This window comes from Thiobacillus sp., from assembly GCF_013693775.1.
Classification (GTDB): Bacteria; Pseudomonadota; Gammaproteobacteria; order Burkholderiales; family Thiobacillaceae; genus Thiobacillus.
In genome coordinates this window covers 3,402,594-3,426,836 of sequence record NZ_CP059257.1, presented here as the reverse complement: position 1 = coordinate 3,426,836, position 24,243 = coordinate 3,402,594, and the positions used below count along the sequence as shown (strand labels likewise).

20 protein-coding genes and 1 pseudogene are annotated in these 24,243 nt (G+C 63.4%); 6 read left to right on the top strand and 15 right to left on the bottom strand.

Annotated elements, in window-relative coordinates; translation table 11 throughout:
• Positions 1 to 10: 10 nt before the first annotated feature.
• The 7 genes from HZY77_RS16965 to cphA (HZY77_RS16935) all read right to left on the bottom strand — a co-directional run bounded on the left by HZY77_RS16965 (position 11) and on the right by cphA (HZY77_RS16935) (position 9,609).
• On the bottom strand, positions 11 to 265 hold the full coding sequence (locus HZY77_RS16965) for a hypothetical protein (RefSeq protein WP_296633587.1): 255 nt from the start codon (positions 263 to 265) through the stop codon (positions 11 to 13).
• A gap of 59 nt (positions 266 to 324) precedes the next feature.
• Positions 325 to 1,572, bottom strand: a complete 1,248-nt coding sequence (locus tag HZY77_RS16960; RefSeq protein WP_296817388.1) for a chloride channel protein — start codon at positions 1,570 to 1,572, stop codon at positions 325 to 327.
• A 224-nt stretch (positions 1,573 to 1,796) separates the two neighbouring features.
• Positions 1,797 to 3,035: a sodium:proton antiporter gene (locus tag HZY77_RS16955; protein WP_296817384.1), complete on the bottom strand. Its 1,239-nt coding sequence runs from the start codon at positions 3,033 to 3,035 to the stop codon at positions 1,797 to 1,799.
• Positions 3,036 to 3,079: 44 nt separating this feature from the next.
• The gene (locus HZY77_RS16950; protein ID WP_296817381.1) at positions 3,080 to 3,604 is read right to left on the bottom strand and encodes a DsrE family protein; all 525 of its coding nucleotides are present in this window, start codon (positions 3,602 to 3,604) and stop codon (positions 3,080 to 3,082) included.
• Between the two features lie 88 nt (positions 3,605 to 3,692).
• Positions 3,693 to 4,628 carry a hypothetical protein gene (locus HZY77_RS16945; RefSeq protein ID WP_296817378.1) on the bottom strand — a complete coding sequence of 312 codons (936 nt, stop codon included), beginning with the start codon at positions 4,626 to 4,628 and terminating at the stop codon, positions 3,693 to 3,695.
• A gap of 162 nt (positions 4,629 to 4,790) precedes the next feature.
• Entirely contained in the window at positions 4,791 to 7,364 is a 2,574-nt protein-coding gene (cphA, locus tag HZY77_RS16940) for a cyanophycin synthetase (protein WP_296817375.1), read from the bottom strand.
• Between the two features lie 55 nt (positions 7,365 to 7,419).
• Positions 7,420 to 9,609 carry a cyanophycin synthetase gene (gene cphA / locus HZY77_RS16935; RefSeq protein WP_296817372.1) on the bottom strand — a complete coding sequence of 730 codons (2,190 nt, stop codon included), beginning with the start codon at positions 9,607 to 9,609 and terminating at the stop codon, positions 7,420 to 7,422.
• 332 nt (positions 9,610 to 9,941) lie between these two features.
• Here cphA (HZY77_RS16935) and HZY77_RS16930 point away from each other — a divergent pair, with 332 nt between their 5' ends.
• From HZY77_RS16930 to HZY77_RS16920, 3 genes and pseudogenes are all read left to right on the top strand, one after another.
• The gene (locus HZY77_RS16930; RefSeq protein WP_296817369.1) at positions 9,942 to 12,140 is read left to right on the top strand and encodes an ABC transporter ATP-binding protein; all 2,199 of its coding nucleotides are present in this window, start codon (positions 9,942 to 9,944) and stop codon (positions 12,138 to 12,140) included.
• 6 nt (positions 12,141 to 12,146) lie between these two features.
• Positions 12,147 to 12,616 (top strand): annotated as a pseudogene (locus tag HZY77_RS16925) (DUF1854 domain-containing protein).
• A gap of 23 nt (positions 12,617 to 12,639) precedes the next feature.
• Positions 12,640 to 13,974, top strand: a complete 1,335-nt coding sequence (locus tag HZY77_RS16920; RefSeq protein ID WP_296817367.1) for a hypothetical protein — start codon at positions 12,640 to 12,642, stop codon at positions 13,972 to 13,974.
• Positions 13,975 to 13,999: 25 nt separating this feature from the next.
• Here HZY77_RS16920 and HZY77_RS16915 read toward each other — a convergent pair whose 3' ends face one another.
• The 6 genes from HZY77_RS16915 to HZY77_RS16890 form a co-directional block, all read right to left on the bottom strand.
• Positions 14,000 to 14,461, bottom strand: a complete 462-nt coding sequence (locus HZY77_RS16915; protein ID WP_296817364.1) for a DUF3465 domain-containing protein — start codon at positions 14,459 to 14,461, stop codon at positions 14,000 to 14,002.
• Complete coding sequence (locus HZY77_RS16910) at positions 14,458 to 15,786, bottom strand: diguanylate cyclase (RefSeq protein ID WP_296817360.1); 1,329 nt, start codon at positions 15,784 to 15,786, stop codon at positions 14,458 to 14,460. The genes HZY77_RS16915 and HZY77_RS16910 overlap by 4 nt, the downstream gene beginning before the upstream one ends.
• A gap of 146 nt (positions 15,787 to 15,932) precedes the next feature.
• Positions 15,933 to 16,835 carry an NYN domain-containing protein gene (locus HZY77_RS16905; RefSeq protein ID WP_296817357.1) on the bottom strand — a complete coding sequence of 301 codons (903 nt, stop codon included), beginning with the start codon at positions 16,833 to 16,835 and terminating at the stop codon, positions 15,933 to 15,935.
• A 54-nt stretch (positions 16,836 to 16,889) separates the two neighbouring features.
• Positions 16,890 to 17,264 (bottom strand): DUF6677 family protein, encoded by a 375-nt coding sequence (locus tag HZY77_RS16900; protein ID WP_296817354.1) that lies wholly within the window; start codon positions 17,262 to 17,264, stop codon positions 16,890 to 16,892.
• Between the two features lie 307 nt (positions 17,265 to 17,571).
• Complete coding sequence (locus HZY77_RS16895; protein ID WP_296817351.1) at positions 17,572 to 18,078, bottom strand: Spy/CpxP family protein refolding chaperone; 507 nt, start codon at positions 18,076 to 18,078, stop codon at positions 17,572 to 17,574.
• Positions 18,079 to 18,704: 626 nt separating this feature from the next.
• Positions 18,705 to 19,400, bottom strand: coding sequence for a DUF2238 domain-containing protein (locus HZY77_RS16890; protein WP_296817348.1), 696 nt, complete (start codon positions 19,398 to 19,400; stop codon positions 18,705 to 18,707).
• Positions 19,401 to 20,042: 642 nt separating this feature from the next.
• On the opposite strand from HZY77_RS16890, the gene HZY77_RS16885 reads away from it, so the two are divergent.
• Positions 20,043 to 20,696, top strand: coding sequence for a rhodanese-like domain-containing protein (locus tag HZY77_RS16885; RefSeq protein WP_296817344.1), 654 nt, complete (start codon positions 20,043 to 20,045; stop codon positions 20,694 to 20,696).
• 83 nt (positions 20,697 to 20,779) lie between these two features.
• Here HZY77_RS16885 and HZY77_RS16880 read toward each other — a convergent pair whose 3' ends face one another.
• Both HZY77_RS16880 and HZY77_RS16875 read right to left on the bottom strand, forming a co-directional pair.
• Positions 20,780 to 21,445: an FAD-binding oxidoreductase gene (locus HZY77_RS16880; RefSeq protein ID WP_296817341.1), complete on the bottom strand. Its 666-nt coding sequence runs from the start codon at positions 21,443 to 21,445 to the stop codon at positions 20,780 to 20,782.
• A gap of 45 nt (positions 21,446 to 21,490) precedes the next feature.
• Positions 21,491 to 21,910, bottom strand: a complete 420-nt coding sequence (locus tag HZY77_RS16875; RefSeq protein ID WP_296817338.1) for an AF1514 family protein — start codon at positions 21,908 to 21,910, stop codon at positions 21,491 to 21,493.
• A 253-nt stretch (positions 21,911 to 22,163) separates the two neighbouring features.
• On the opposite strand from HZY77_RS16875, the gene HZY77_RS16870 reads away from it, so the two are divergent.
• Positions 22,164 to 23,516 (top strand): TrpB-like pyridoxal phosphate-dependent enzyme, encoded by a 1,353-nt coding sequence (locus tag HZY77_RS16870; protein ID WP_296817335.1) that lies wholly within the window; start codon positions 22,164 to 22,166, stop codon positions 23,514 to 23,516.
• 127 nt (positions 23,517 to 23,643) lie between these two features.
• Positions 23,644 to 24,159 (top strand): hypothetical protein, encoded by a 516-nt coding sequence (locus HZY77_RS16865; RefSeq protein WP_296817332.1) that lies wholly within the window; start codon positions 23,644 to 23,646, stop codon positions 24,157 to 24,159.
• Positions 24,160 to 24,243: the final 84 nt, after the last annotated feature.

The window sequence follows — 24,243 nt, the reverse complement described above, 5'->3', positions numbered from 1 at the left end:
GTTGGTGAACTCATTTCAGATTGCTGGACGAGAACAACAGCACCTGGCCTGCAAGAAAATTCACATGGACGGAATGTTTCTCGTCGCCCCACTGGCAGCTGCGCACGCCCATCACATCGTCGCATCGATCGGGCGGCCCGATCAACCGGACGACCTCGTCGTACGGCATGCCCATGGCGATCTTGTTGTAATTCTCCAGCGTGAGCTTGCTGCAGCCTGACATCGTCAGCATCAGGCCCAGCAACAAGGCGGTCAGGATTTTCATGGATACTCCAGGGTCGTCACAGGATCTGCGCTGCGTTGGGCTTCCCCTCAGCAAACGTCTCAGGCAGGCGGTCGTACGCGCGCCAGATAGTTGCTCGCCAGGGCCTTGTACAGCGGCCGTGGGCACACGACCCGCGACACGGCGGTGGCCAACAGCGTGGACAGCATCAGNGGCACCACCATGTCGTGGTTGCCGGTCATTTCCATCACGATGACGAACGCGGTGATGGGTGCCTGGACCACGCCGGCGAAATAGGCCGCCATGCCGATCACGATCAATGCACCGGCATCCGCCTGGCCAAGCACGCCCGCCACGACCTGACCGATTCCCGCGCCGGCCGACAGGCTGGGCGCGAACAATCCGCCGGGAATACCGCTGACGAACGACACGAACGTTGCCAGCATTTTCCATATACCGTATCCCGCCGACACGGTTCCCGTGCCTTCGATCAGACGCTTGGCCTCCACGTAGCCGCTGCCGTACACGGCACTCCCGGATGCGAAGCCGATCAGCGCCAGCGCCAGACCACAGAGCGCGGCAAACTTCACGGGGTGGGTACGAACGAACGTCCCCGCCCGGCCAGGCAGGCCATGCGTCGAGAAGGCCAGCAGCAGACGGCTGAATCCNCCGCCCAGCAGGCCGCCAGCCAACCCGCACAACAACACGCCGAACCAGCCGGACGCTCCGGCGAGCGTGGAATTGGTCGCACCGAAATACGTATAGTTGCCCTGCACATAGACTGCGGCGAGGCCGGCAATGATGACTGCCGTGACCAGGGTGCCGCTGGAGCGCTCCTCGAACGACCGGGCCATTTCCTCGATGGCGAACACGATCCCCGCGAGCGGCGTGTTGAAGGCCGCCGCCACGCCGGCGCCACCGCCGGCAACGATCAGGCCACGCTCCATCAGATGCCGCGGGAAGCGGACCAGCCAGCGCAGGTTGTACAGCAGCGCTGCGCCCACTTGGACAGTAGGACCTTCACGGCCCACGCTGGCGCCGCCCGCCAGGCTGATGCACGTCAGGAACATCTTGCCGATGGCCACGCGCAGGGACAGTACCGCGTCGCGATTGCTGCCTTCAGACATGCGGATGGCCGCGATCGTCTGCGGGATGCCGCTGCCTTCCGCTCCCTTGAAATAACGCTGCGTCAGCGCAGCCACGCCGGCGAGCGTCAGGGGCGTGACCAGGAAGGGCAGCCAGGGGGACGCCGCCACGACCGCGCGGAACAGCGTATGCGCATAATCACTACTCAGGGCGAACGCCGTGGCCGCCAAGCCGACGACGACCGCCCCACTCCAGAAAAGCATGTGGCGCAACCACAACCGCAGCGAAAGCAGGCCGACGCGGTGGCGTTTTTGAACGTAGGGGAATCGGGGACGGGGCCAAGCCATGACGGACCGATATTAACCTACCTGCCCGGGGCGTGTCTCGGCGGCCGGTTTCAAGCCGGAATCGAATGGAGCCGAATGGAGCCGAATCCAGCGACGGATCCGCCTGGCTTGCGCGCCGGAACCTCCCGGAAAACTACGCGTCAGCGGCACCGAATCGCCTTGCGGGTAACCGCGCCGATCGACAGCCCCTGCGCGAGAATCGAGAACACCACGACGCCATACGTGAGCGCGACGACGGTGTCGCGCTCCGGGCCTGCGGGCAGCGAGAGCGCAAGCGCGACGGAAATCCCGCCGCGCAGTCCGCCCCAGGTCAATACCTTCCAGGAGCCCGCTGGTAGATTGAAGGCGCGCGGAAGCAGGCGCACCGGCAGGCCGACCGTCAACAGCCGCGCGGCCAGCGTCACGCCTACCGCCACCGCCGCGGCGACCAGTTCATGGAGTGAAAATGCCACCAGCAACACCTCCATGCCCATCAGGACGAACAGGGCTGCATTCAGCATCTCGTCGAGCAGCTCCCAGAACATGTCCAGGTAGCCGCGCGTCGTATCCGACATGGCCAGCGCACGGCCATGATTGCCGATCATCAGCCCGGCAACCACCATGGCCAGCGGTCCGGACACGTGCAATGCACTGGCCAGCGTATAGCCGCCCGTCACGGCGGCCAGCGTCAGCAGCACTTCGACCTGGTAGTTGTCCACGCTCTTCAGCAGGCGGAACGTCACATAGCCCAGCACCCAGCCGAACAGCAGTCCCCCACCCGCTTCGTGCAGCAGCAATTCGAGACCCTGCCCCGGAGTCGGTACGACGCCGCTCGCGAGCATGCCCAGGAGCAGCGAGAAGATCACCACGCCCACCCCATCGTTGAACAGCGACTCGCCCGCAATCACCAGCTCCAGTTCTTTCGGCGCATTGGCCGATTTGAGAATACCCATCACCGCGATCGGGTCGGTCGGNGAAATCAGCGCGCCGAAAAGCAGGCAGTACATCAGCGGCAAATCCAGCCCGATCAGTGGCAGCACCAGCCACAAGCCGATACCCACGGCCAGCGTTGACAACAGCGTCCCCAGCACGGCCAGTGCCCCGACCTGCCAGCGGTAGGCCTTGAGTTCGCTCAGATCGACATGCAGCGCGCCGGCGAACAGCAGCAGCGACAGCATGCCCTGCATGAGCACGTCCGAGAAATCGATCGAGCGCAGCAGCGATTCCTCGTAGGCGCGCAATCCATGCGCCACGCCCACCGCATCCAGGCCGATGAGCACCAGGGACAGCGCCAGCGCGGCCGCCATCACGCCGATGGTCGTGGGCAGTCCGATGAAACGATGGTTCAGGTACGACAGCAGCGCGGTGATGACCAGACAGATGGCGGCGATATCAAGCATGGTGTAAGTATTTCAGGCATCCAGGATACAGGCGCTCGGCCCGTTCAAAATCCGCCGATATAGGCGTACCCGTCGTTCTGCAGCTTGACGATGCGCGTATAGCCGTCGTGAACGATCGTNGCCCCCGGCAGGACATCGTCGGCCGTCCAGCCCTTCGATTTCATGACGCTGTGGCAGATTTCCACGCTCACGCCAATATCCAGCAAATCCTGGGTGATCTTCGCATTGAGATTGACCGCGAACGGGTCGTTGACGACATCGCGATAGGTCGTGTCGATGAGCAGATACTGCGCCGCTTCGCCATGCAGCACCAGATGAATATCGAGCTGCCGCGGCATGACGCCCTGCTTGCGGAAGGCTTCGATCAGGCCGCGCGCATAGAACAGTCCCTTGCTGATGCCGGCCGCCGTCTCGGCGGAATGAATGTCGTACACCACCTTGTAGTGCGCGTGCGGATCGACATTGACCAGCGTCCGCGTCGACAGCGCGGGTTCCAGTGTCTGCGCGATCGCTGGCGCTGCCAGCCCCAGCATGCAGCCGATCACACAAAGAAATTTCCTGCGGTTCATGATGACCTTTCCCAACCTATGGAACATTCGGGCTCAACGCCCGTTCGAGACCCGATTATCGCGCCCCATGCAGGTCTTTGTGCCCGGATCAGAACCAGAACGACGTGTCCTTCATCAGAAATTCCACATGCGGCATGTAGTGGGAACCATCGCATGAAAACGTCACGCTCACCATGCCGTTGAAAATATTGATCGAGGCCATGCGCAGATAGAAAGTCGGATCGGTGAGCCGCAAGGCCTGCATCGTACCGAGTATCCGGTTGATGTCGCCCGGCGGAATGGTCGCATCGACGGGATACGGACGCGAGGGATAGATCAGGCAGATATCCGGGTCGCTCAGGGCATCCGCGTCCAGAATGCGATAGCGGAATGGATCGTCCACGGTCCAGATCGTCGCCTGGCTGCTGGAAAAATGAATCTGGCATTGAAACATGCCGCGTTGCGTCAGCAATTCCTCGAGAATCGACAGGGCTTGTTCCAGATTGCCATCCATCGGGCTTTCCACCCGGCACTGCTGAAATACGGTGCCGCGTATCGCCGGATCGCCTTTCACCTGCCGCCAATATCCGGGCTCCTCATAGAGCGCCGACGTCACCGGCAGATTGCGCAAGTCGAAGTCGGCCCCGAGATAGCCCAGGGTCCGGCTGTCCCGGCTCACGACCTGCAGCGCAGTCAGCGATGGGCGGTGCCGATTCAGGCCGATGTAGGCATCCGAGAGCAGAAACCCNCACACTGGCACCGCCTCCTTCATGTAGGGACGTTGCGAGCGGTCGCGCCCGAGGTAACCTGGCTCGACTCCATGCTGGCCGACGTTGTTGCAGACCTGAACTCCATCGACCCCGACGCAATAAAGGAAGGAACAATGCGGGATGTCGTCAAAGTGCGTGACGAGAACGGCATCCAGCGCCTCGCCATCGCCCCATGCCGGTGCGCAATGCCCGGCCAACTGCGCCAATGGATCGCGCAGGATGCGGGCCAGTTCTTCACGTTGCAGGTAGATGCTGTCTTTCCATGAGTTTTTCATGAAGTGTCCACCTCCTCCAGGGAAACGGCATGCCTGTCCTCGATACAAGCAAAGTCGATGCCCATGACGAGCGGGCAGCCACTTGGATAGGGGGCGGTCGGCAATAGTTCAGCGGGGCGTCCAGCATCGCCGGACGGGAATCCGGCGTCAGCGACGCGCCTGTCAGGACTCGGCGATGCGCCGGGCGATATGGGCCAGGGCCTCCTCCACCTGATCGATCAGAATCAGGCACAGGTCACCCGGCTTCAAGTGCGACAGGGCGATATCGATGGCCAGAAATTCGCCGGTGATTTCGGTGATGTCACGCGTGCGTGGGGCATCGCGCAGACCTTCGCGCAGCAGGGCCAACACCTCGCCTTCTGCACGGCCGCGCTGGCACTGGTCCTGATAGAGAATGGCCTCGTCGAATGCCGCACCCAGGGCACGGGTCTGTTCGCGGATATCCTCGTCCCGCCGGTCGCCCGCACCGCTGATCACGACGATCCGGCGTTGCGCCGGCAGCGCGTCCACCGCCTTGACGAGGGCGAGGATGGCATCGGGGTTGTGGCCGTAGTCGGCGATGAGCGTGGCGCCACGGTAATCGAACAGGTTGAAGCGGCCCGGGACGTTCTGCGCCGTACTGTCGAAACTGTGCAGGCCGCGTCGGATGAGGTCCCAGTCCAGCTCCAGCGCCCAGGCGGCAGCCGTGGCCGCCATCGCATTCTCGACCTGGAAACGGATGGTGCCGCCGCGCGTCAGCGAGATCTCTGCCAGCGGCAGGCGTTGCTCGCTGTCGCCCAGCGCCGCCACGAGGCAGTCTCCGTCCAGGTAGACCACCCGATGTCCCTGTGCACGATGGGCCGCGATGATGGGATGATGTGCCTCGCCGGCGAAGAAGATGATCGATCCCGGACAATGGATCGCCATCTCGACGCATTTGGGATCGCAGGCATTGAGAACTGCCATGCCGTCCGGCGCGACGTTCTGCACCACGACCTGCTTGAGCACGGCGAGATCCTCCACCGTGGTGATGAAGTTGAGGCCGAGATGGTCGCCCATGCCGATATTCGTCACCACCGCGACCTTGCAGCGGTCGAACGCCAGCCCCTCGCGCAACAGCCCGCCGCGGGCAGTCTCCAGCACCGCCGCATCAACATCCGGATGCATGAGGATGTTGCGTGCGCTNTTCGGGCCGCTGCAATCGCCGGTGTCGATGCGCCGCCCCTGCACATACACGCCGTCCGTCGCCGTCATGCCGACGCGCTTGCCGGCAAGCGTCAGAAAATGGGCGATCAGGCGCACGGTCGTGGTCTTGCCGTTGGTACCGGTCACCGCCACGACGGGAATGCGTCCATCCTCGCCCGGGGGNAACAAGGCCGAGACGATGGCCTCGCCCACCGGCTGCCCCTTGCCATAGGAAGGCATGAGATGCATGCGCAGACCCGGCGCCGCGTTGACCTCGACGATCCCTCCGCCCTGTTCTTCAAGCGGCTTGTGCACGGTCTGGCAGACTGCATCGACGCCGCAAATGTCCAACCCGATCATCTGCGCGGCTTCCACCGCGCGGGCCGCCACGTCGGGATGGACATCGTCGGTCACATCGGTCGCCGTGCCGCCCGTGCTCAGATTGGCATTATTGCGCAGGACGACCCGCTCCCCNATGGCGGGGATCGAGTCCGCATCCAGGCCGTGCACAGCCAGACGGGCCATGGCGATATCGTCGAGGCGGATTTTGGTCAGGGACGTGGCATGGCCTTCGCCGCGACGCGGGTCGCTGTTCACCTGCGCAACGAGTTCGCGCACGGTATGGACGGCATCGCCGATCACATGCGGCGGTTCACGGCGAGCGGCGGCAACCAGACGGTTGCCGACCACGAGCAGGCGGTAGTCATGGCCAGGAATGAAGCGCTCGACCAGGACTGCCTCGCTGATCGCCGCCGCGGCACCATAGACCGCCATGAAGTGTTCCCGCGTCAGGATGTTGACCGTCACCCCTTTGCCCTGATTGCCATCGCGCGGCTTGACCACCACCGGCAGACCAATCTCGCAGGCGGCCGCCCAGCCTGCCTCGGCATCGGTCACGATCCGCCCGAGCGGTACCGGCACGCCCGCAGCCTCCAGCAGCGTCTTGGTAAGATCCTTGTCCTGTGCGATCGCCTCGGAAATGGCGCAGGTCGTATCCGTCTCGGCGGCCTGGATACGCCGTTGGCGGCTTCCCCANTCAAACTGCACCAGGCTGCTCGCCGTCAGCCGCCGGTAGGGAATGCCGCGCGCGACGGCGGCCTGGACGATTGCACCGGTACTGGGGCCGAGGCGAACGTCTTCGTCCAATTCCCGCAGGCGAGCCAAGGCACCCTCCAGATCGAACGGGGTATCGTCGTGCGCGGCCCTGCACAGCGACTCGGCCAGTTCGAGCGCCAGTCGCCCGACTGCCTCCTCGGTATATTCGAAGACAAGCTGGTAGATTCCCGCCTCGACCGTGGGCGACGTAACGCAGAAACTGACCGGACAGCCAGCCTGCGCCTGCAGGCCGAGCGCGGCAAACGCCAGCGCATGCGCCACGGAAATGTCATCCTCTTCCTGGCCGATCGGACGCATCGGGCCAATTTCCGGAAAACGCGCCCGCAAGCGCGCCTCGAACCCGTTGATCGAGTCGATCAACCGCTCCTCGGGCGCACACTGCGCCAGTGCCTCGATGGCCGTGTGCCGGCTCCAGAGATTGGGCCCGCGCAGTGCCCGGATGCGTGATATTTCCATGAACGCCGTTCCTGTTGGGTATCCCGCGGCAGGCTCGCCCTGCCGGATCGTATTCCTAGTAGTTGGCCTGGATCGCAGAGGTGGGCAGCGACACGCAGGTATCCATTGCCGCGCGAATCAGTTCCGGCGGAATATCGAGCGCCAGCGCCACGCCTACTGCGGCGAGAACGTACAGGGGCTGGAGTAGCGGCTTTCCGCTCATGGCCGGGTGCAAGGCCGCCAGGCTGAAGAGCGGCGTCTCGCCCGTGGCGCCCGCGACGACCACATGGTTGTCGCGGAGAAACAGGGCCCGGCCGCCGCCTGCACAGTGCGCGTCGATCACCGGCAGCCCAGGCTCGAGGGCATAGAACAGCACCGTCCCGTCGCACAACGAAGCCAGTTCGGCCACGGCCGGGTCGCCCGCATGCAGAACCGCCACCCCGTCAGGCAGCACCAAGTCAACCTGGGTGCGCATGACCGTGACCATCTGTCCGGGTTCGCGAATGTAGTACTCCGCAAGCGAGGCTTCCATCTGTAGATCGGTCACCACGCCGACCTGGCAGCGGTCATAGGCATAGCCCTCCTGGAGGATCGAATGGGCATCGTGCTCGAAGACGGCAGCATCCACGCCCCGGTTCATCAGCAGCTGCCGGCCCGCACGCCAACTAGCACAATTGCCCGGCTTGACCTGACGCAGCCCCAGATAAAGCCCGTCACGACAGGCCAGGCCCGTGCGCTTGCCAGTACAGGCAATCAACTGGGCGACCACATGGGCGATGGAGGCGCCCCCNTGTGAGCCGCTGATGCCGACGATGGGAATGCGGCCGCTCTCCCCATCCGGAAACAGGTGGTCGACGATGGCGCGACCCACCGGACGGGGNCTGCCCTCGGCAGGCTTGAGGTGCATGAGCAGCCCCGGCCCGGCATTCACCTCGACGATGGCGCCGCCCTGTTCCGCCAGCGGCCGTGAGACATCCTGCGCCACCATGTCGATGCCGGCGACGTCGAGCCCGACCACCCGCGCAGCAAGGACGGCCGTTTCCACCACATCGGGGTGGAGCGTGTCGGTGACGTCGAAAGCGACGTTGCCATTGCGCTGGATCAGGATGGTCTGCCCTGCCGACGGGACGTCGGTTGGCGCAATCCCNTGGCGTGCCAGTTCGAGGCCGACCGCCGGGTCTTCGTCGATCAGGATCCGGTTGAGCGGGTAGTCTTCCGTCGTGCCGCGCCGTGGATCGGTATTGAGCTGGCTGTCGATCAGCTCGGCGATGGTCGAGCGGCCATCGCCCTTCACCCAGGCCGCCTCGCCGCGCGCCGCCGCGACGACGCGCGGGCCGACCACCAGCAGCCGGTGCTCGTTGCCCGGCACATAGCGCTCGACGATGACCTCGCTTCCNTCCGCCAGGGCCAGCCGATAGGCCCGTTCGACATCCTCCCGGGTGGTGAGGTCGAGGGACACGCCCCGGCCATGGTTGCCGTCCACCGGCTTGATCGCGACCGGCAGGCCGATCTCCTCCGCGGCGTCCCAGGCATCTTCCAGGCTGTCGACAATACGGCCGTCCGGGACAGGCACCCCGCAGGACTTCAGCAGGCGCTTGGTCAAGTCCTTGTCGCTTGCGATGCTTTCGGCGATCGCGCCCGTCATGTCCGTCTCAGCCGTCCAGATGCGGCGTTGACGGGCACCGTAGCCCAGCTGGATCAAGTTGCCTTCGGTCAGGCGAATGGATGGGATATGGCGGCTGGCCGCGCCATCGACGATACAGGCCGTGCTCGGCCCCAGGCAGCGCCGGTCTGCGAGATCGCGCAGACGCGACACGGTGCCCTCGACATCAAACGGGCGATCCTCGATGGCGGCCATCAGCAGGTCGCGCCCNGCCTGCAGGCAGGCGCGGCCGACCTGTTCGTTGCGTGTGCGTACCACCATCTTGTAGATGCCGCGTTCGGCCGTCTCGCGCGCTTTGCCAAAGCCGACTTTCATGCCGGCCAGGTTCTGCAGCTCGATCGTGATGTGTTCGAGAATATGGGCCGGCCAGGTTCCTTCGCGTAGACGCTGCAGAAAGCCGCCGCGCTCGCCGACGCCACAGCGGTGCTCGATCAGGCCGGGCAGCCAACCGGTCAGGCGCTCGTACAGGCCGGGAAGGGTATTGGAAGGCGAATCCTCGAGATCACCGATGTCGACCCAGGCCTCCAGCACAGGCCGGTAGGTCCAGATATTCGGCCCGTCCAGATGCATGACGCGCAGGAATTCGATGGTTTTTCTGTTCACGACGCACGACGTCCGTACCGGACGATGAGGTGAAATGCGGCAGGCATGGAAGGGCGGATCGGGACGCTGGGGCTTCGCCGGAAAAGATGGTTGTTTGCTACGTTCAGGTTACACGGAACCACGCCGCGCAGCATACAATAAACCCCGCTTTGCCGGGGGCTGGTCGGATGCCGATACACAGGGAAAAATGAAAAAATTTATTGCCGCGCCTGCGGGTATGCCCTCCCCGGTTCGATGCCATTCATTCATGACCCGTACCCCCTCACCTCCCTGGCGCCGCTGCCGCCTGGCAAGCCGACCTGGACGCCCAACTTGCGCCCGGCGAGCCGGTCGTGGCCACCCTGGCGCTCGATCTCGACGCCCATCTGGCGTTTGCCACAGGCCGGCTAGTCCTGACCGACCGGCGCCTGCTGGCCCGGTCGGCGGGCGACGCCGGCTGGGCAGACTGGCCGTTGCGGCCAAGCCTGTCCCTGCAGCATCACGACCATGCCGGCGTGGGCACGCTGGAACTCCACGACACGAGCTCGCGCCTGGCCAGCTGGCGCTTCACGCTGGCGCATAACGGGGCCGCGTTGCGGCTGGCCGACCGTTTTGCGGCGGAATTGGCAGCCCACCTCTCCGGCCAGCCGGTACCGTCCCCGGATGAAACCCTCTGCCCCACCTGCGGAACGCCGCTGCCGCCTGACCAGACGGAATGTCCGCTGTGCAGCCGCGAACTGCACGAGGCGCCGTCGACCTGGACCCTGTTCCGGCTGTGGCGCTTTGCCGGGCCCTACCGGGGCCAGTTGCTGGCCGGATTCCTGCTGACCCTGGCCGCCACTGGCGCCACGCTGGTGCCGCCCTACCTGACCATGCCCCTGATGGACAAGGTACTGATTCCCTATCAGAACGGCCAGCCGATCGACACCGGAGTCGTGGCCCTGCTGCTCGCCGGCCTGCTCGCCTCGGCCCTGCTGGCCTGGGGCCTCGGCTGGGCCCGCACCTACATCCTCGCCCGGGTCAGCGAACGCATCGGCGCCGACCTGCGCACCACCACCTACGAACACCTGCTGCAGCTCTCGCTGGAGTACTTCGGCGGCAAGCGTACCGGCGACCTGATGGCGCGCATCGGCTCGGAAACCGACCGCATCTGCGTCTTCCTGTCGCTGCACCTGCTCGATTTCGCCACCGACGTACTGATGATCGTCATGACCGCGGTGATCCTGTTCTCGATCAACCCCGCGCTCGCGCTCGTCACCCTGCTGCCGCTGCCCTTCATCGCCTGGATGATCCACGTCGTGCGCGACCGGCTGCGCACCGGCTTCGAGAAAATCGACCGCGTCTGGTCGGAAGTCACCAACGTGCTGGCCGACACCATTCCCGGCATCCGCGTGGTGAAGGCCTTCGCCCAGGAAAAGCGCGAGGCTCAGCGCTTCCGAGAGGCCAACCGCCACAACCTGGCCGTCAACGACCGCCTCAACAAGACCTGGTCGCTCTTCTCCCCCACCGTCACCCTGCTCACCGAGGTCGGCCTGCTGGTGGTGTGGGCCTTCGGCATCTGGCAGATCGCCCACGACCAGATCACGGTCGGCGTGCTCACCGCCTTCCTCGCCTACATCAGCCGTTTCTACAGCCGTCTCGACTCGATGAGCCGCATCGTCTCGGTGACCCAGAAGGCCGCGGCCGGCACCAAGCGCATCTTCGACATCCTCGACCACGTCTCCAGCGTTCCCGAGCCTGCCCGGCCGGTGCATCTGCCCCAGGTGCAGGGCCGCATCGAGATCCGCGACGCGTTCTTCCGCTACGGCAACCGCAGCGTGATCCGTGGCCTCAGCCTGGATATCCGGCCCGGGNAAATGATCGGCCTCGTCGGCCACAGCGGCTCGGGTAAGAGCACCCTGGTCAACCTCATCTGCCGCTTCTACGACCTGTCGGATGGCGCGATCCGCCTCGATGGCGTCGACATCCGTTCCCTGCCGGTCGCGGAGTACCGGCGGCACATCGGCCTCGTCCTGCAGGAGCCCTTCCTGTTCTTCGGCACCATCGCCGAGAACATCGCCTACGGCAAGCCCGGCGCCAGCCGGGCCGAGATCGTCGCCGCCGCCCGCGCCGCGCATGCCCACGAATTCATCCTGCGCCTGCCGCACGGCTACGACTCGCTGGTGGGCGAGCGCGGCCAGGGCCTGTCGGGGGAACGCCAGCGTATCTCGATCGCGCGCGCGCTGCTGATCGATCCGCGCATCCTCATCCTCGACGAGGCCACCTCGTCGGTGGACACCGAGACCGAGAAGGAAATCCAGAAGGCGCTCGACAACCTGGTGCGCGGCCGCACCACAATCGCCATCGCCCACCGCCTGTCCACCCTGCGTCAGGCCGACCGGCTGGTCGTCATGGATCGCGGCCGCATCGTCGAGGTCGGCAACCACGACGACCTGATGGCGCGCGAAGGACACTATTACCGCCTCTACCAAGCCCAGGCCCGCAACGTCGACACCGACCTGGACGAACTGCCCACGGCCAGCGCCGAGGCCAAGCCCCCTATGCCGAAGTGACCCGCCATGACACCCGTTCCCTTCCAACTCACCCGCGACCCGCATGGCCGACTTCTGCTGACGGCTTCGGACGGCAGCGAGCACGCAGGCGTGCAGCCCGTGCGTGCTTTTCCCTCGCTGCGCCGGCAGAGGGCATTGCATTGATGGGCACGGACGGCCACGAACTGGCCTGGATCGATCATCTGGACGACGTGCCCGACGTGACGCGAAAACTGATCGAAGCCGAACTGGCCAGTCGCGAATTCGTGCCGGAGATCCACCGGCTGCAGCAGGTCTCCACGTTCGCCACACCCAGCACCTGGACGGTCGAGACCGACCGCGGCGAGACCCGCTTCATTCTCAAGGGCGAGGAAGATATCCGCCGCCTCGGCGCAGCCGCCCTGCTCATCAGCGACAGTCACGGCGCGCAGTACCTGATCCGCGACCTGTCGAGGCTGGACAAGACCAGTCGCCGGCTGCTCGACCGCTTCATGTAATCCCGAACAAGGCGGCACTTCCCATGACCCGTATTCACGCTTCCTGCGGCGGCATCCTGATCCAGGTACAGGATGAAGCCAACCTGGCCGTCGCTCGCCGCGATTTCCTCACCTATCTCGCCTCGCTGGAACTCGATGATCAGGTCGAGACCTGCCAGGAAGGCCTCGACCTCCGCTTCCGACTGCCGTCGAGTCTCGCTCAGGCATGGGCGCCCGACTTCGACACCAGCCGGTTGTGCGGGCAGCTCCATCTTGATCCAGTTGCCCGCGTCGGCGACCTGGAACGGGAAATCCTGGTGGCCATGCTGCTGGGGCCGGTGGCCTTCGTGTTTCCCAGTGCCGCCGAAGCCATGTCGGCCATCCATATCCGCCGCAACATCGTCCAGGCAGCACGCCGGACCGCACTCGATTTCCACACCACCGAGGCCGAGCGCCCCGATGATTACTGGACCTACGTCGAGGACAAAGGCTTCACCATCCTGCCGGGCCGATCGCTGATCGAAGGTCTGGTGAAGGCCACCCAGCCCGACGTGTCCGGCCAGCTCTACGCGTTTTCCTGCTATCGGGCGACGGAATACATCATTCTGCTGGGCCTGGCCCAGGAACTGGCCGCCCGCAACCCCGCATTGCTGCATCGTTTGCAACTGCAGTGGGAGAGCCGGCCCATCATGTCCGGGCAATTCCACGATGTCTTCCTGCATGAATACGGCGCCATGGAAACCCCGTTGCCGCCGAAATACTATGTCCCGGGCGATCGTCTCTGGTTTCGCAACCCCGACGAACGCTCCGCCGATGTAACCGGCTATGAAGGCTCATGGGTGTTCTATCTCGGAGACGGCCTGTTCAGCAATTTCTGGAAACGCGACCAGCCGTTCAGCCTGACGACGAAATGCCTGGAAATCTATCACTGGCGGCATGGCGTCTACGTTGACGAACACGGCGAGCCGCAGATGGACGAAGGCCTCGTCGAGGCACGGGTCCGAGCCTCGCTGAACGACCCGGCAGACAAGGCGTACATCCTGCAGCGCATGCTGCGGCTGCGCGATCCCAAAGGGGTCTATCAGGAAGGGGGCTGCATCGACACGTCCCGGGAATACCCTCGCTGCATCCATCCCGCCACCGCAGACATCCGGCTACCCGAGCGGCCCGTCGAACGCTGGGAAAAATTCTTGCGCCTGCTGCGCGCCCGCACCCGCCTCAGGGTCGCCATCTGCTTCAGTCTGCCCCTCCTTGCGCCCAGCCACCATGCTGCAGCCGCCCACTCCCTTTCCGAGGAAATTCGCGAGGTCTGCCACGTGGAACAATTCGCCCGGATCGAAACCGACCTGGCCGCCTATCTGGGCATCCACTCCAGGTAATGCCGAGGCCGGGCAGGCCTGGTCCCTACTGGTAGATCCGTCCGCCGTGTTTGATCCAGCCGGAAGCGTGGCGCCCCTGCGGGTCGTGGTGTGTCCAGTGGATCACGCCGCCCTTCGGATTCCATTCGTACTCGCCGTAGAAGGCCACCGTATCCCCNGCTTGCAATGTCTCGATGCGTGGCGCCAGATCAATGTTGTGCGCTACCAGCAGCGTACGGCCGGATGCCAGCCGCAGGATGAAGCGCTGATGCCGGCTGCCGCTGGCGTCATCCGGCAGCAGCTTCACCACCGTCCCCTGCCCGGCCACTTGCAGGTTGCCGATGCGATGCGTGAATGCGTGTTCGAGGGCGGCATCGCTGTCGTCTTGCCCCGCCTGCGACACGCCGTGCGAAGCTGGGGCCTCGCGGCTGCCCGGCGTATGGTGGCCCGGGGCAAACGTGAAGTAGGCGGCGACTGCGAGCGCGGCAATCAACAGAAGTCTGTTCATCCCTTCTCGACGCGGTTGCGGCCATTGCGCTTCGCGCAGTACAGCGCCTCGTCGGCACGGCCGAGCAGCGCCGACGCGGATTCGCCCGTCTGGTACATGGCGACGCCGAAGCTGGCTGTCACGCGCCCCACACGTTCGAACACGTTTTGCGCCAGCGACCGGCAGATCCTGCCTGCAACCAGATGGGCGGCTTCGAGATCGGTCTGCGGCAGCAATACCGCGAACTCCTCACCACCCCATCTCGCCAGCGTATCGATGTGGCGCAACTGTCCCTGGATATGCTGCGCCACCCCACGCAGCACGATATCGCCCTGGTTGTGCCCCCAGGTGTCGTTGACCTGCTTGAAACGGTCGACGTCGACGATGAGCACCGAAAACGGCACCGTAGGCAGGCGGCTGTGCCGCTCCTGTTCGGTGAGCAACAATTCCTCGAAGCGTGTCCGGTTGGCCATCCCGGTCAGGGGNTCGGTCGCGGCGATTTTCTCCAATCGTGCCGTCTTGTTTTCCAGCACATGGATGATTTCGCGCAGTTCCAGCGCATGGTGGTGCATCAGCTCGGCCCACCGGCTGTAGGCCACGCCGATGAGATCATGCTGGGTGATGATGCCGATCAATTCCCGGCTTCGCGGGTCTTCCACCACCAGCCGCTTGAAATTCAGGTCGCGCATGGCTGCCACCGCCTCGCCCACGGTCAGGTCGCAGGTCACGGTACGGAGCGGAATAGACATGTGTACATGCACCGGGTCCACCAGCGCCACCTCGTCGTGCAGCAGGCGGATGGCATCGCGCGTCGTCACGATGCCGACGCCCACGCCCTGCTCGGTCACGACCACCGCATCGTCCTGATCGACCAGACAGGTCAGTACGTCGCCGATCGGCGTGTCATGCGGCATCTTCTTGACCTCGTGGCGACGCAACAGATCACGCAATTGTTGGCGCTGCAACATGGTCTGCGGATCGAGGCTGGCGAGAATGTCGGTGTTCGAGACAATGCCAAACAGCTTGTTCGACTCGTCGATCACCGCCGCGTAGCCATGTGCGTCGTCGAACAGTTCGATCACATCCAGCAGATTGCTCCCCTTGGCGATGTAGGGAAGGGCGTGGTAGCCCGCGTCGCCGATCGTGGTATCGAGCCCCAGCTGCGAGAAGCGGAGCCGCACCACATCGGACGCAGTCAGCAACCCGTAGCCGCCCGGCTCCTCTTCCACCACCACGTTGCGCACCTTGTACTGCGACATCTTCTGCAACGCATGGCGGACTGCAACGCGGGGCGGCACGCTCACGATGTCGGTCGTGGCCAATTCGTCGATCAACGGAAAAAGCATCTGTCTTGCTCCAAATCCACCCTCAGCCGTGAAACCCGCCAGACTGGGTTGTCGTTCTCGGCGTGGCCTTCATGATCGGGGCCCATCAATCCCGACGCAGCTTAGTGTTTTTCCTTCCGGCAAAGACCGGAACGTCCGCTCATACTTCAGCCCCGCGAGGGCGGCAGGCTGACNAATGACGGCGCCCCCTCCTTCTTGTCCACCACCAGTACGCCTTTNTTGTGCGCATCGTCCAGTATTTTTCCAAATGCGCTGTAGCCGTATTCCGATTCGCTGAATCCCGGACGGATCCGCTTGATGGTGCTCTTGATCAGCGACGCCGAGATGGAACCCTCGCCGCCGCGCTCCGCCACCAGTTGCTCGACCGTGCCCACCACGAGTTCGATCGCCTGGTTCTTCTTGTCTTCGGCAGTCGCCTCGACCATTCCTGCGGCCCGCCCTTCGTCGGCCGCAACCGGCTTTTCCACCATCGGCCGGGTACGCCGCCGGGTCGGACTCTTGGGTGTGCTGACGGCCGCTTCTTTGGCCGGTGCAGCCGGCGCCGGCTTTCTGGCAGGCGCTTTCGCCGGCGCCTTGATCTGTGCCAGATCCTCGTAAAAGATGAACTCGTCACAGTTGCCGATCAGCAGCGACGAGGCCGAACCGCGCACCCCGATGCCGATCACGCTCTTGCCGTTCTCCTTCAGTTTGGAAATCAGCGGCGAGAAATCCGAGTCCCCGCTGATGATCACGAAGGCATCGATGTGTGACTTCGTATAGCAAAGGTCGAGCGCATCCACCACCATGCGAATGTCCGCCGAGTTCTTGCCCGACTGCCGCACATGCGGGATCTCGATCAGTTCGAAGGCCGCCTCGTGCATGTCGCGCTTATATTCCTTGTAGCGGTCCCAGTCGCAGTAGGCCTTCTTCACGACGATACTGCCCTTGAGCAACAGGCGCTCGAGCACTGGGCGAATCTTGAACTCGGGATAGCTGGCTTCCTTGATACCGATCGCCACGTTCTCGAAATCACAAAATACGGCAATGTTGCGGATATCCGGTGTGGCCATCGTTCTTCCTTTCCAGATCATTCGCTCCCTCCTCGCGTGGGAGCGACGAATTATTTATCGCCTCGCCGGACTGCGGGACGCTGCATTCTGGTTCTGCTGGTTTCGTGCGATCCGGTAGGCATCGACGATCCCGATCGCCCAGCAGCCGGCCAGCACCAGCGAAGCCACCGTAACGACGAGACTGCCCGGGCCATTCGACGTCTGTGTGACCAGTTCCGATAACCGGCCGACATCGACCGCTGCGCCTTCGGATACCACCTGATCGAGAACCAACGACGCCTGCTGCATCGCCCGGTCCACGAAAACCCAGAGGCATGCAAGGCTGATCGCGATCAGGGCGAGCCCGCGCGGATAGTGTTTCAGATAGAGATGGCCGGCGCCGGGCAATATGAATGCGGACAGCAAGACGGCGGTCGTCGACCGGCTCATCGTGCCGCACTTCCGGGTCCGCACGGCTGATCACGCACCCAGTCCGGGCCGTCGCTTACCGCGCGATCAGGATGCCTTCTTGTCGAATACATCATCGACGTGGCGCGTGCGTAATCGTCCGTTTCGTCCAGGCGGCCGCCACGCGGCCGGATCGATTCGATAACGTTCCGATGAACATGAACTCCTCCTCCATTATTTTTTATGCGGGAAATAGTATTGGAAGCTCGGCCATTCCGCCATTGTTTATTCGAGGCCAGCCAGCCCCATAAAAAGCGTGGGCGCTTGCCGCCCACGCCTGCCTGACGACTCAGGACTGGAAGCGGTGATGCCCGCGTGCCCGCATGGGATCAGGCATCGCCTCGGCATCGAACACCTTTTGCTGCTCGGGGTTCAACTGGGCATAGAACGCCTTGATGGCCTGGTTGCGCTCCAGCATTCGGGTGCGGCGCGCATCCGACAGGGCCATCATCTTGTCCAGGCGTTGCGGCGTACTCAGCTTTTCAAACTCGCTCCTCATGGCCTGACGATCGGCACTTGCATGACGCATGCCGGGCTGGCTAGCACGGGTGAAAGTGTTCCATGCGGCTTCCCGTTCAGGACTCAGCTTGAGTTTTTCCTTCAACTCGGACAGATGCTCGGCTCGCCGCGCTTCCCACTTGGCGTGGATTTTCTGGCCCTGTCGGGCATCGCAGCCATCCTTGCCGGCAGGCCCGCCTGCCGTCATGGCGAAAGACGATGCCGCCAGAATGCCGCTGCCGGCGATCAAACTCACCATCAATGCACGTTTGGTAAAAGAACCCGGGATCAGTTTCATTGCGCTCTCCTTCAGAAAGATTGTCAAGAAGCCGGCNCGAAGCAGGTCGGCATGAAACGCATTCTGGGACGGCGATGTATCCCCGGGATGTCGGAGACCCGTGACTATGTAACGAGTTGTAACCGAATGTAANCCTGGCCTGCCCGGCTGCTTGAAGTTCAATCGGCTTGCGCTAGGTTTCAAGCTCGAACACCCGCGTACCCGGCACGCACGTTCCTGTCAGCAGGCTGGGGGCGGGCACCGCACCNACGATGCTGACCAGGAGAAACCCATGCACAGGAAGTTTTCTATCGCACTGCTCGCCGCGCTCCTACTCTCCGGCTGCATCGTAGCTCCCTCGCACCGAGGGTCCGAATGGGTCGTGGCACCCGCACTGCCGCTGGTGGTCGAGTTGGGCGTCGAGCCCTACNTACTACCACAATGGCTTTTCTATTACTACCACGATCAACGGTGGAGCTATTCGCACGAACGAACAGGCCCCTGGAGAGAGCTGCCGCGGGACCGTTATCCCCGGGAGATCCGATACAGAGGCCGCGATGGCGGAGGCGAGCGGGACCGCGATCATGACGACCGCAGGCGGGATTAGCGCCGCCTGCCTGGCGCCCGCCGGGAGACAGGCCTGAGCGTCAGCGCCGGCGCCGGTTCCTGAGCATCGCCCACAAGGTCTGCTCACCCAAGGGCCGGTCGCCATGATCGATTTTCAGGCTGGCGCGCAGATCGCTGCCGAAGGCCGGATCGTAGCGCCAGTGGACCAGGGCCACGATCAGCAGGCTGATCGCCGCGCCGACAGCCGCCAACGCCATGTCTTTTTGCGCATCCCATATATCCCCTTGCGCGCCGAGGAAGGCGAGGCCGGCCGACGGATCGACCCGGACAGCCACCAGCCACTCGATGATCTCGTAGGCACCCGAAAAAGCCAGCACCAGTTCGAACGGGAACCAGTACGACCACAGTCCGCGCACCTTTGCCACGCGCATGAAGACCTCGCGTAACGGATAGGCCAGCAGCAGGCCGAAGCTGAAGTGCACCAGCCGGTCGTACATGTTGCGGCTCGCCCCGACCCACTGTTGAAGCGTATAGCCGAATGGCACTTCGGCATAGGTGTAGTGCGACCCCACCACATGCATCAGCATGAAGACGGTGATCAGCGTGTAGGAGAGGTCGGATAGCCTGAAATAGCGTGCGGTCAGCAGGATGAGCGGCACGAAGATGAATACCAGGTAATTCTCCAGCAGCCAGTCGTGCGGATACGTCGGCCCGATAGCAGCCCATCCCCATACGAGCGCAAATAGACCCAGCAACAAGGCGTGGTAACGCGTCACGCCGCGAGCCGCCAGACGAGCTTGCCTGCGACGAACCGTACATTGCGCCACACAGGTTTTCGCATCATGGGGATATCCGGCCGCGCTGCGGCTTCAGTAGGAAAGCCTGGAATCCTCCATGAAACCTGCCCGATGTTCAACTGCCGCCCTCAGGCCTTACTGGGAACAGGAACACCTCAAGATTCGACTGTTTATCTAAGGGTACGCTATCTTCTTGTCATGACATATTTCCTGACAACTGTGTCATAGTCGTACACACATGAAACCCGATCGTATTAAGAATCATATAGATACAAACCGGCACGAAACATGCATGGCAGGGACCCCAAACCCAGCCCGTTTACGGCGGATAAACAATCAATCCCATCCATGGAGGATCCTCTATGACACGCATGACCGGCCCATCCCACATCGTAGCGGCCATACTCTGCCTGACGCTAGGCAACGCCTATGCAGCCGCTGACGTCCAGCCTCATCCTTCGCCTGAAGCCGTCAGCGATCAACCAAGCCAACCCAGCACAAAGGAGGATACCCACAACGCCTCACCTACATCCAAGAAGAGCAGTGCCACCCACGAAGAACCGGAATGCGACTAGGACTAGATCGACCCATCGCATATCCCGCATAACCTTAGGAGACAACATGAAGCTTCGCTCGTTAATCGCCACCACTACCCTTTTCGCCGCGCTTGCGGCGCCCATANCCGCCAGCGCCCTGGACGTGAACATTGCTGCCGACCTGGCCTCCGTCGAAGTCATGCATGGCGACCAGAAGGTCACGATCATGCGCAATCAGGATCAGAAGAACACCGTCAATCCCGATTTCGCCAAGACCTCGCGCAAGTGCCCGCCCTTCTGCATTCAACCAGGCGAACTCGCACCGGGAGTCGAGACCATCGGCGAGCTTGAAATCATTCACTACCTGAAANAAATGAGCGACGGCGACAAGTCCATCCTGGTGGTCGATTCGCGCACGCCGGACTGGGTGGAAAAGGGCACGATACCGGGTTCGGTCAATATTCCCTGGGACAAGCTCAACATCGGCAAGTCCGACCCCATTACGGTCCAGGAAATCCTCGAGAAGCAGCTCGGCGTGAAGAATCAGGACGGCTTCTATATGTTCGACAACGCCAAGACGGTCGTCATGTTCTGTAATGGCCCCTGGTGCGGACAATCTCCCACCAACATCAAGGGCCTGCTGAAAATCGGCTATCCCGCGCACAAGATCAAGTGGTACCGCGGCGGCATGCAGGACTGGGAAGTATTGGGCCTGGCTACCGTCAAACCGGTGAAATAAGAAACGGGCTGATCGAAAAATAAAACGGGGCGCATGCCCCGTTTTATTTGAAAGCCTGCCGGCCGGGCAAGCGAGCTGGGAAGTCATCGTTCGAACACCAGGCTTTCCGAACGCGCCCCCAGATCCGTCAGGGCAGCGTTGATCGCATCCATGAAGGGCGGTGGGCCGCAGACGTAGAAACGCTGCGTGAAATCACTGACCCTTTCTTCCAGGAACGCACGATCGACGCGCCGGTTNTCATACCCCGGCGCCGTGGCGCCGGTACAGGTCAGAATGCAGCGCTCACCCAGCACATGGCGTAATTCCCTTTCGCAGATCACGTCGCGTGGGGCCTTGTTGGAAAAGATCAGGGTCTGCCTGTCCAACGCCCCCTTGTCCCCCAGATCGCGCAGGATGGCGAGAAAAGGCGTGATGCCCGCACCGCCGGCGATGAACACGCCAGGGCCTTCGTAGCGGATCGTGCCAAACGGCTCGGACATCAGCAGCTCGGCGCCCGGCTCCAGCTGGTGGAGCGCCTGGGTCACGCCCGCGTGGTCGGGATAGGCCTTGATGGTGAACTCGAGCACCCGGTCGCCGGCCAGCCCGGTAGGCGTGAACGGCCGGCCCTGCTCCCGCAGTTCGGGCCGGTTGACCGCCAGCTCCACCCCCTGGCCGGGAACGATGGAGAAGCCTTCCGGCTTGCTGACGATAAAATGCTTCACGTCGTGGGTAACGAACTGGCTCCTCAGCAGTGTGACGGTATGGTTCATTGCCCTGTTTCTCCTGTGGCATGCATGCCTGGCGCCAGGTATGCGTCAAAACTGATCGGCCATCCAGCCATCCAGCAGGGTGCAGGCCTCCCGCTTGGGCACCGGGGAATCCATTCCCTGCAGGGGCGTAAAGCAGAGGTACGGGTTGCCGTCGCGATCCGTCAGGTTGCGCAGCGGCATATCGCCCACGGTCTCGTAGCCGCGCGTGTCCATCAGGATGAACTGGTAGCCATCCCCCACGCTGACCTCCAGCCTGCCACCGTTGCCCTCCCCGTATTTTTCCCACCAGGTTTCCGGATCGGCGCCGTCGTAGAAAGGCAGCGTTTCGCCCATCCCGCCGCTTCGATGCCACGACATGATGGTCGGATCCTTCATCTGGTTCGCTTTCGCCGCCTCTTTCGCGAGCAGGCTGGCGGCCTGGAAGCCTTGGTCCGGGCCTTGATAGTCGATATGTACGTTTCTCATGGTGAACGTCTCCTGAGTTAAGGGAACATCGGGGGGCAGTGCGGGATAAGCGTGCGGCCTGTACTCATTTGTAGGCCAATACCCGACAAAAACAATCAGGAATTTCGCGTGCGGATCTGCCGCCCGCCACCCGCCTCATTCGGACCGTACCGGCTCGCGGCTTCGTTGACGGCCCGGAGCGATTGGTCGATGATGGTTTTGGTCGACCTGCCTGTCCGAAATGCCGACACGATCCCATAAAAAGGAGAATGCCATGCCGCAAACCAAGTTCCTGCTCGACGAATCCGAGATTCCCAGCCACTGGTACAACATCGTCGCCGATATGCCCAACCGGCCGGCGCCGCCGCTGGGTCCGGACGGCAAGCCGATCGGCCCCGAGGCGCTGACGGCGATCTTTCCGATGAGCCTGATCGAGCAGGAAATGTCTGCGGAACGCTGGATCCCGATCCCGGAAAAAGTGCGCGAAATCTACCAGCTGTGGCGCCCCTCGCCGTTGTTCCGCGCCCACCGCCTGGAAGCGGTGCTCGGCACCCCGGCGAAGATCTACTACAAATACGAAGGCGTTTCGCCGGCCGGGTCGCACAAGGTCAACACCTCGGTGGCCCAGGCCTACTACAACGCCGAAGCCGGCATCAAGCGCATCGCCACCGAAACGGGCGCCGGGCAATGGGGCTGCTCGATGGCGCTTGCCGGGCAGATGTTCGGGCTCGAGGTGCGCGTGTACATGGTCAAGGTCAGCTACGGGCAGAAGCCCTACCGCCGCTCGATGATGCAGACCTGGGGCGCGGAAGTGTTCGCCAGCCCGAGCAGGGAAACCAACTCCGGCCGTGCTGCGCTGGCGGAAGACCCCGACAACCCGGGCTCGCTCGGCCTGGCGATATCCGAGGCGGTGGAAGATGCCGCCTCGCGTGCCGACACCAACTACGCCCTCGGCTCGGTGCTGAATCATGTCCTGCTGCATCAGACCGTGATCGGGCTGGAAGCGAAGAAGCAGTTCGAGAAGGCCGGCGATTACCCCGACATGATCTTCGCCCCCTGCGGCGGCGGTTCCAACTTCGGCGGCGCGGCCTTCNCTTTCTTCGCCGACAAGGCCGCCGGCAAGAATGTGCGCCTGGTCGCGGTCGAACCCGCCTCCTGCCCCACCCTGACGCGCGGCCACTATGCCTACGACTTCGGCGACACCGCCAAGCTCACGCCGATGATGCTGATGTACACCCTCGGCCACGACTTCATGCCGCCCGGCATCCACGCAGGCGGCCTGCGCTATCACGGCGACTCGGCGCTGGTGTCGCAGCTCTACCATGAGAAGCTGCTCGAGGCGGTGGCGGTGCACCAGCTCGCCACCTTCAAGGCCGGCGTCACCTTCGCCCGTGCCGAGGGCATCGTTCCGGCGCCCGAGTCCAACCATGCCATCGCCGCCTGCATCGACGAGGCCCTGCGCTGCAAGGCAAGCGGCGAACCGAAGACCTTGTTCTTCAACCTGTCCGGCCACGGCCACTTCGACATGGCGGCCTACGACAGCTACTTCAGCGGGAAGCTCGAAGACTTCGCCTATCCGGAAGAAGCGATCCGGGCCGCCCTCGATCGCTTGCCGAAAGTGGGTTGATCGCCCCGCGACGTCCGGTACGGTCCGGACGTCGCCCAACCGGTTGCCGGCAAGCTATCGCTCCCACAAGCAGGCAGATAGAATCCTCCCGCCTTTACTGGAAAGGCGTTCATAGGGAGGAGTTATTTTGAATAAGATCAATCTAGTCGTTTTAATGTCTGCAACGATGCTGGGCTCGGGCTGCGCTTCGATTGTTTCCGGCCAGAATCAGAGCGTCTCGGTGGAAACACGCAGCAAGCAGGGCGAAGCTGTCATGAGCGCGAACTGCAAGCTCTCCAACAACAAGGGCACCTGGTTTGTCACAAGTCCTGGCTCGGTGACCGTCAGGCGCAGCTACGAAGATCTGCTGATCAACTGTGAGAAGGAAAACCAGGAGCCGGGGCTGGCCAGCGTGAAGTCGTCGACCAAGGCCATGGCGTTCGGCAACATCATTTTTGGCGGCGTGATCGGTGCAGGCGTCGACGTGGCAAGCGGCGCTGCGTATGACTACCCAACCATGATCACTGTCCTGATGGGCGAAAAAGTCACCATTGATGCGCCACCTGCGGAAAAACCAGAAGGAACGCAACAGCCACAGGCTACTACTGGAGCCGTTTCAACCGTCGCAGCCAGCGCCGCTCCTACGAACGAAGCCCATCCCTGAGGTCATGCATTCGGGCAGGGTTCATGCGGACCCTGCCGTCAAACATCGCACCATCCGCAGTCCCCAACCAGCGACGTTCATTCT